This is a genomic window from Planomonospora parontospora, from assembly GCA_014647935.1.
GTDB lineage: Bacteria > Actinomycetota > Actinomycetes > Streptosporangiales > Streptosporangiaceae > Planomonospora > Planomonospora parontospora.
The window spans coordinates 35017-43089 of the sequence record BMQD01000035.1; the positions used below are offsets into that span (position 1 = coordinate 35017).

General features: G+C 73.7%; 7 protein-coding genes. 5 read left to right on the forward strand and 2 right to left on the reverse strand.

Translation table 11 applies throughout. The features are described from left to right. The first annotated feature begins 140 nt into the window (after nt 1-140). Both IEZ07_RS32000 and IEZ07_RS32005 read left to right on the forward strand, forming a co-directional pair. Nucleotides 141-854 carry a class I SAM-dependent DNA methyltransferase gene (locus IEZ07_RS32000; protein ID WP_191898227.1) on the forward strand — a complete coding sequence of 238 codons (714 nt, stop codon included), beginning with the start codon at nt 141-143 and terminating at the stop codon, nt 852-854. Beyond that, the gene (locus IEZ07_RS32005) at nt 844-2445 is read left to right on the forward strand and encodes an ATP-binding SpoIIE family protein phosphatase (protein ID WP_191898228.1); all 1602 of its coding nucleotides are present in this window, start codon (nt 844-846) and stop codon (nt 2443-2445) included. Before IEZ07_RS32000 ends, IEZ07_RS32005 begins: the two co-directional genes overlap by 11 nt. 86 nt (nt 2446-2531) lie before the next feature. On the opposite strand, the gene IEZ07_RS32010 is transcribed toward IEZ07_RS32005, so the two are convergent. Beyond that, nucleotides 2532-2768 carry a hypothetical protein gene (locus IEZ07_RS32010; RefSeq protein ID WP_068904059.1) on the reverse strand — a complete coding sequence of 79 codons (237 nt, stop codon included), beginning with the start codon at nt 2766-2768 and terminating at the stop codon, nt 2532-2534. A gap of 638 nt (nt 2769-3406) precedes the next feature. On the opposite strand from IEZ07_RS32010, the gene IEZ07_RS32015 reads away from it, so the two are divergent. Continuing rightward, on the forward strand, nt 3407-5695 hold the full coding sequence (locus IEZ07_RS32015) for a chemotaxis protein CheW (RefSeq protein ID WP_191898229.1): 2289 nt from the start codon (nt 3407-3409) through the stop codon (nt 5693-5695). A gap of 1 nt (nt 5696) precedes the next feature. After that, nucleotides 5697-6173: a chemotaxis protein CheW gene (locus IEZ07_RS32020; protein ID WP_068904064.1), complete on the forward strand. Its 477-nt coding sequence runs from the start codon at nt 5697-5699 to the stop codon at nt 6171-6173. A 111-nt stretch (nt 6174-6284) separates the two neighbouring features. On the opposite strand, the gene IEZ07_RS32025 is transcribed toward IEZ07_RS32020, so the two are convergent. Next, on the reverse strand, nt 6285-7343 hold the full coding sequence (locus IEZ07_RS32025) for a helix-turn-helix transcriptional regulator (RefSeq protein ID WP_191898230.1): 1059 nt from the start codon (nt 7341-7343) through the stop codon (nt 6285-6287). A gap of 151 nt (nt 7344-7494) precedes the next feature. Between IEZ07_RS32025 and IEZ07_RS32030 the strand changes: the two genes are divergently transcribed. Continuing rightward, the gene (locus IEZ07_RS32030) at nt 7495-7956 is read left to right on the forward strand and encodes a VOC family protein (RefSeq protein WP_191898231.1); all 462 of its coding nucleotides are present in this window, start codon (nt 7495-7497) and stop codon (nt 7954-7956) included. The last annotated feature ends 117 nt before the right edge of the window (nt 7957-8073 follow it).

Below are 8073 nucleotides of genomic sequence, written 5' to 3' on the forward strand. Positions count from 1 at the left end.
GACGGACCGCATCGGAGTACGGACCCCATTGACCGGACAAAGTCCTGAATCGGCCATTTACGGGAGAATCTGTTGACTCGCCGATCAAGATCCACTATGTCTTTGGGTCCAGAGGACTCCGAGACGAACGAGGCGGGAAAATGGCCGAGTCAGATCCCACGTCCACCCCGGGGAGCGCCCCGCCGGAGCCGGGACGGGAGGAGTACCGCGCCCTGCAGGCCGCGGCGTTCGACCGCATCGGAGAGCGCTACGACGAGGCCTTCCCGCACAAGGAGGGACAGGAGCGGGCCGGAGCCCGGCTGCTGCGCAGGCTGCCGCCCGGGGCCCCCGTCCTGGACGCCGGCTGCGGGACCGGCCTGCCCACCGCCCGGCAGCTGGCCGACGCCGGGATGGCCGTCACCGGGATCGACATCTCACCCGTCATGCTCGACCTGGCCCGCAAGAACGTGCCCGGGGCCCGGTTCCTCGAGGCCGACCTGCTGGACCCCGGCGACGCCCTCCGCGACGGCCCCGGCGACGCGATCGGCTCCTTCGACGCCGCCGTCGCCTTCTTCTCCCTGCTCATGCTGCCGCGCCGCGACATCGCGACGGCCCTGCGCCGCCTGCACGCCCTGCTGGTCCCCGGCGGGCTGCTCTGCCTGTCGATGGTCGAGATCGACATGGACGACGTGGGCTTCCAGTTCCTCGGCGCCCCCGTGCGCGTCACCGGATACCTCCGCGACGACCTGCGCGCCGTCGTCGAGGACGCCGGCTTCGAGGTCCTGGGCACCGACACCATCTCCTACGCCCCCGCCACCACGCAGGCCCCGCCCGAAGTCCAGCTCTTCCTCGACTGCCGGCGCCGTGGCGGCTGAACCGGCGCCGGAACGCCCCCCGACCCCGCCCGCCGTACCGCCGGACCTGGTGTTCCTGCACCGGGCCACCGCGCGCCTGGCCGAGGCGGACGACCCCGCCACGGCCGCCCGGCTGCTCTGCGCGGAGCTCGTGCCGCACCTGGCCGACGCCGCCCTGGTGCACCTGGCGGACCCGCCCGGACCCGCCTGCCGCCCGCCCGGCGGCCACCACCGGGCGGCCGCCCTGTCCACCGGCGCCCCCGGCACCCCGGACCCGGCCGCGCACCTCGCGGCGGCCGCCGTCCCCTCCCCCGGGACCCGCGCACGGGCCGCCGACCAGGACGGCGGGCGCAACGCCGGGCCCGGCACGCACGCGCTGGCCGTACCCCTGGAGGCACGGGGGCAGCGGGTGGGCGGCGCGGTGCTCACCCGCTGCCCCGCCCGGCCGCCCTTCGACGGCGCCGACGCGCTGGTCGCCGGCCAGCTCGCCGCCGTCGCCGCGCTGACCGTCCACCACGCCCACGTGCAGCTCGCCCACGAGGCCGTCACCGAGGTCGTACGGCAGAGCCTGCGCCCCGCGCCCCCTCCCCCGCTGCCCGGCGTGGACCTCGCCCACCGCTACCGGCCCGGAGACCAGCGGATGCTGGTCGGCGGCGACTGGTTCGACGTCATCCCGCTCTCGGGCTGCCGGGTCGCCCTGGTCGTCGGCGACGTCATGGGCCACGGCCTGGAGGCCGCGGCCATCATGGCCCAGCTGCGCACCTCGGTGCAGACCCTCGCCGCCCTGGAGCTCCCGCCCGACCAGGTGCTGCGCTCGCTGGACGACATCGCCAGGCGCCTGGCCGACGACTCCATCACGACCTGCCTCTACGCGGTCTACGACCCCGTCGCGCGGCGCTGCTCCATCGCGAGCGCCGGCCACCTGCCGCCCGTCCTGGTGCGCCGGGACGGCACCGCGGAGCTGCTCGACCCGGGCCCGTCCACCGGGCTGCCGATCGGCCTGGGCCGGCCCCCGATCGAGACCACGGAGATCGCGGCGGAGGACGGCTGCACGCTCGTGCTCTACACCGACGGGCTGGTGGAGTGCCGCGGCGACGACATCGGCGACCGCCTGGAGCGGCTGCGCGCCACGGCCGGCACCGCGGACGGCCCGCTGGAGAAGACGTGCGACGCCCTGATGACCCAGGCCACCGGGACCGAGGACGACGTCACCCTGCTCATGGCGCGGTTCCGGGGCATCCCCAGCGAGCACGTCGCGGGCTGGTTCCTGGAACCGCACAACCGGACGCCGGGCCAGGTCCGGGCGCTGGTCCGGCGGACCCTGCACGAGTGGGGACTGGAACATCTCAGCGGGCGGGTGGAGGCGGCGGCCGGCGAGCTGGTCGCCAACGCCTGCCGGCACGCCACCCGGCTCGTCTCGGTGCGCCTGGTGCTGACCGACGCCGTGCTGTTCGAGGTGGGCGACGACGACCACCGGCTCCCGGTGCTGCGCTCCCCGGGCGATCTCGACGAGTCCGGCAGGGGCCTGCACGTCGTCGCGGGGCTGACCGAGCGCTGGGGTTCGACCCGGGTCGCCGGCGGCAAGACCGTCTGGTTCACCTGCGGGACCTGAACTCCCCCCGCCGGGCCGGGAAAACGACTGTGCGACCCTTACGGATTTACATTGTAAATCCGTAAGGGTCGCACAGCACGGAACGATCAGCCGTAGAGACGGCCCACGATCGAACTGGCCCAGCGCATCCGCTGGACGACGAGTTCGGGGTGCTCCCCGAACTCCTGAGCCAGCGCCGCGGCGCAGCCCTCCTCGCCTCCGTGCAGGACGATCGCCTGGGAGATCATGGCGTCCGCGTCCTCGCGGTCCAGCAGGACGGAGGCGGACACGGGCGCGAGTGCCAGAGCCTCGGCTCGGACGGTGTTGTTCAGCTCGATGGTCATCAGGTCGTCATCTCCTCATCCGCCTGGCGTCGGATGGCTCTCCGTCGACGCTTCAATCTAGTGCTATTGACTGTGATCCGGGTCACGTTCCCGGTTGCGCTGCGAGCGCGGATTGGTTGCGCCCGGTGCCTGCGGCGGGGCATCGCCACGGGCACCGGGCACGCTTCAGGGGCGGTGCGCCGGAGATCTCAGGGCACTGCCCGGAATCCGGAGGCACCGCGGGCCGGGACCGCAGCGTGCGGGGTGGAGGACGGACGGGAGGCCGGGCGCGGGGCGGTGACGGCTCCGGCGCTCAGGGCCGTGCCGTACGGCAGTGCGCGGGCCGGTGGACCGGTGGGGGTCGTCGCGCGGGCACGCCGGCGCGATCGATCGCCGTTGCGGCGCATCCTGTGTCCCTTCCATGGCGCCCGGGAGCTCCCCCGCGTGCGGCGTCCCTGCCGCTGCGGGCGGCGGCCGCCGGAGCGTCCGCCGCGGGCTCGGGCGAGAAGCCCGATGACCCCGCATCGGCATCCCGGGCGGCGTCCTGAGGGAAACCCGGAAAAGGTGGCGGACAAGGCGGTTCCGGTCCCCGGTCTTCCTCAGGTGGCGTCGGCGAAGGCCGATGGAAGGGCTGCGTATGAGAGAGGGAGAGGACCGTCGTGGACGAGTTGGGCGACATCATCCAGGAGTTCCTGGTCGAGAGTCACGAGAACCTGGACCAGCTGGACCGGGACCTGGTGGCTTTGGAGCAGGACCCGGGCTCCAGGGAGATGCTCTCCAGCATTTTCCGGACTATCCACACTATTAAGGGCACAAGCGGTTTCCTGGCGTTCCACCGCCTGGAGACGCTCACCCACGCGGGCGAGTCGCTGCTGTCCCGGCTCCGGGACGGAGCCCAGCGGATGAACCCCGCCAGCGCGGACGCTCTGCTGGCCATGGTGGACACCGTGCGCACCCTGCTCGGCTCGATCGAGGAGAGCGGCGGTGAGGGCGACGTCGACGTCGAGCCGGTCATCGCCATGGTGGCGGCGTGCATCGAGGACCCGGCCGCGCCCAAGCCGGCCCAGGCCTCCGCTCCGGCACCCAAGGCCGAGCCGCGGCCTGCCGAGGCCGTGGAGTCCGCCGAGCCCACCGCACCGGTGCAGGCGCCCGAGCAACCGGAGGCGGCCGAAGCCCTCGCCGCCGAGGTCGTGGAGTCCGTCGAGACCGCCGAGGCCGTACCGGCCCGCGCGGCCAAGGGCCAGGCCTCCGACGAGCCCACCGGCCAGAACAACAAGCGCAGCATCGCCGACAGCTCCATCCGCGTGGACGTCGACCTGCTCGACACCCTGATGCGGCTGGTCGGCGAGCTGGTGCTGACCCGCAACCAGATCGTGCGCGGCGTCAGCGAGATCTCCGACCCGGCCCTGGTGCGCACCACCCAGCGGCTGAACCTGATCACCAGTGAGCTGCAGGAGAGCGTCATGAAGACGCGCATGCAGCCCATCGACCACATCTGGTCCAAGCTGCCGCGCGTCGTGCGCGACCTCAGCGGCGCCATGGGCAAGCAGGTCAAGCTGGCGATGGAGGGCAAGGAGACCGAGCTCGACCGCAGCCTCCTGGAGGCCGTCAAGGACCCGCTGACGCACCTGGTGCGCAACGCGGTCGACCACGGCATCGAGACCTCCGCCGAGCGCGTCGCCAAGGGCAAGGACCCGCAGGGCACGCTGACGCTGCGCGCCGCCCACGAGGGCGGCCACGTCGTGGTCGAGATCAAGGACGACGGCGCGGGCATCGACGTCGACCGGGTGGCGCAGACCGCGCTGGACCGCGGCGTCGTCACCCGCGACCAGCTCTCCCGGATGGACTCGCGCGAGATCATCGCGCTGGTCTTCCGGCCCGGTTTCTCCACCGCCAAGAAGGTCACCAACGTCTCCGGCCGCGGTGTCGGCATGGACGTGGTGAAGACCAACATCGAGCAGATCGGCGGCGCCGTCGACGTCGACTCGACGCTGGGGGCCGGCACCACGTGGCGGCTGACCATCCCGCTGACGCTGGCGATCATCCAGGCCCTGACCGTGGAGTGCGGCGCCGAGCGCTACGCCATCCCGCAGGTGGGCGTGGACGAGCTGGTGTTCGTGGACGGCCAGTCCGGCCAGACGATCGAGCACGTGTCGGGTGCGCCGGTCTACCGGCTGCGGGGCAAGCTCCTGCCGCTGGTGCGCCTGGACGAGACGCTGGGCCTGCCGGTCCGCAACAGCGACCGCGACGTCTACATCGCGGTGCTGCAGGCCGACGGCCGCCGCTTCGGCCTGGTCGTCGACCGGGTCCTGAACACCGAGGAGATCGTGGTCAAGCCGCTGAGCGGGCGGATGAAGGACGTCGGCGTCTACGCCGGGTCCACCATCGTCGGCGACGGCAAGGTCGCGCTGATCCTCGACATCCCGTCGCTGGCCCGCCGGGCGCACCTGGCCGCCGAGGCCGTCGAGCGTGCCCAGGTGGACCAGGCCGACTCCCGTCCCCGCGACAGCCACATCGAGCGCCTGCTCATCGCCGGCATCGGGGAGCGCCGGGTGGCGATCCCGCTCGACATGGTCACCCGCCTGGAGGAGTTCCCGGTGCAGCGGATCGAGCGGGTCGGCAGCCGGGAGGTGGTCCAGTACCGCGACCACATCCTGCCGGTCATCCGCCTGGCCTCGCTGCTGGGCTGCTACGACGTGGAGGAGGGCGAGACCGTGCCCGCGGTGGTCTACACCGAGCGGGGGCGGAGCGTCGCCCTGGTCGTCCAGCAGATCGTCGACATCGTCGAGGACCACATCGAGTCGCGCAGCGACCTCGACGACGACGGCCTGACCGGCTCTGCGGTGATCCAGCAGCGGGTCACCGAGCTGCTCGACGTGCGGCGCGCGATCCTCGCCGCCGACCCGCGGTTCTACGCGGAGATGTCCGAATCCATGGTGGGAGCCTGAGATGCCCAGTCGCCAGTACGCCACTTTCGAGGTGGCCGATCAGCTCTTCGGGGTCGACGTGGCCCAGGTGCAGGAGGTCCTGCGCTTCCACGAGTACACCCGTGTCCCGCTCGCCCCGACCTCGGTCGGCGGCCTGTTCAACCTGCGCGGCCAGGTCATCGACGCGGTGGACCTGCGGGTCCAGCTCGGCCTGCCGCCCCGGGACCTGAGCGTCCCGGCGATGAACGTCATCGTCTCGGTGGACGACGAGTGGGTGAGCCTGCTCGTGGACCGCATCGGTGAGGTCATCGAACTCGACGACGAGGCCTTCGAGCCGCCGCCGGACACGCTCGCGGGCGCCTACCGGCACCTGATCGTCGGCACGTTCAAGCTGGAGGACCGGCTGATGCTGGCCCTCGACGCGCGGCGCGCGGCCGACACGACCGTGCCGGTCCCGGCGCAGCACGCCGACGAGGCGCGGATGGCGCGCTCGGCCTGAGGCGGCGAGCCGTACGGCCTGCCGGGGGACGCCCCCGGCAGGGGCCACGGGGCGCGGGGGCACCTTCAGGGTGCGCCCGCGCCCTTGTCGTTCCGCCGTCGCGGTCGCGGCTCACGGCTCCTCCGCGTCCGGATCCTCCGGGGGCCCTTCCGCGTCCGGATCCTCCGTGTCCGGCGCCGGTGGGGCCGCCGCGCCGGCCGACAGCAGCTTCCGCGCCAGCACGCGGCAGCGGCTCCGGAGCTCCGGAGGCTCGATCACCTCGAAGTCGTGCCCCAGCGCGAGCACGTGCATGAGCACGGAGTCGAGGCTGCCGCCGCCGCTGAGCACCTCGCACCGCCCGCTCCCCCGCCGTCGCACGACGGCCGCCGACGCCGGGACCTGCGCGCGCACCGTGTCGGCGGGCGCGTGCACGAGGAAGCGCGCCCGGTGCGGGTAGACCCGGCTCGCCACGCCCTCCTGCACGTACGCCGCCGCGTCGGGCGCCGCCCGCGGGCGGAAGCGCCAGGTCCGGGCGGACACCTCGGTCATCCGGTCGACGCGGAAGCTGCGCCAGCCGTCGCGGTCGAGGTCGTAGGCGAGGAGGTACCAGCGCCGGTCGGAGGCGACCAGGCGGTGGGGCTCGACCCGCCGCGGCCGCACCTCGCTCCCCGACGGGTAGCCGAAACCGGCCTCGACCTGGTCGCGGCAGGCTCCGGCCAGCGTCATGAGCACCTGGGGGTCGACGGGCGTACGGCCTCCGCCGAAGGACTCCACCGCGCCGGAGAGCGCGCGCACCTCCTGGCGGAGCCGGGCGGGCAGCACCTGGTCGAGCTTGGTCAGCGCGCGGAGCGCGGCGTCTCCGGAGCCGGCGACCGTGCCTCCCGTGCCTCCCGGGTCGCCCGCGCCGGCGAGCAGCGAGAGCACGGTGGCGATCGCCTCCTCGTCGTCGAGGAGCAGCGGCGGCAGGTCCTGTCCCGGGCCGAGCCGGTAGCCGCCGCCGACCCCCTGGCCGGCCTGGACCCGGTAGCCGAGCGTGCGCAGCCGCTCGACGTCGCGCCGTACCGTGCGCGGCGTGACCCCGAGCCGGTCGGCGAGCTCGGGGCCGGTCCAGAGCCGGCGCTGCTGCAGCAGCCCGAGCAGGGTGAGCACCCGCTCCGTCGTGCCCCGCCCGTCATCGCCCGTCGCGTCCATGTGATCCACTTTGCCAGAGATAGCGGACCGATCCTGTCCGCCAGGCGTGTCAGGATGACGTCACGGAAGCGGACGGACCCGGCTGGAACCGGCCTGAACCGGACGCCGCCGCCTGACCGCACACGAGACCCGCCACGGACGGAGCAACACGATGAGCCGCCACATCCAGGTCACCTTCGACGCCCACGACCCGCGGGCGCTGTCGTCCTTCTGGCGCGACGCGCTGGGCTACGTGCACCCCGGCCCGCCCGGGGTCGAGCTGCCGGAGGGCGCCGACCCGCTGGCAGCGTGGGACGACTTCCTCGCGCGGGCCGGCGTGCCGGAGGAGCAGCGCAACTCGGCGTCGGCCATCGAGGACCCGGACGGGCGCGGCCCGCGGCTGTTCTTCCAGCGGGTGCCGGAGGACAAGGCCGGCAAGAACCGCGTCCACCTCGACGTCCGTGCGGCTCCCGGGCTGCAGGGAGAAGAGCGGATGGCGGCGCTGGAGACCGAGTGCGACCGGCTCGTCGCGCTGGGGGCGAAGCGGATGCGCCGCTTCGAGCCCGCTCCTCCGATGAGTGCCGGCTTCATCGTGATGGCCGACCCCGAGGGCAACGAGTTCTGTCTGGACTGACGCGGTCGGGCGGCGGTTCCGGGCCCGGTCCCCGGACGGTGCCGCCCGGCGCTCAGGCCGCGGCCGTCTCCGCCGCCGCCGCGGCCCCCGGCCCCACGACCGCCACCCCGCCCCCGC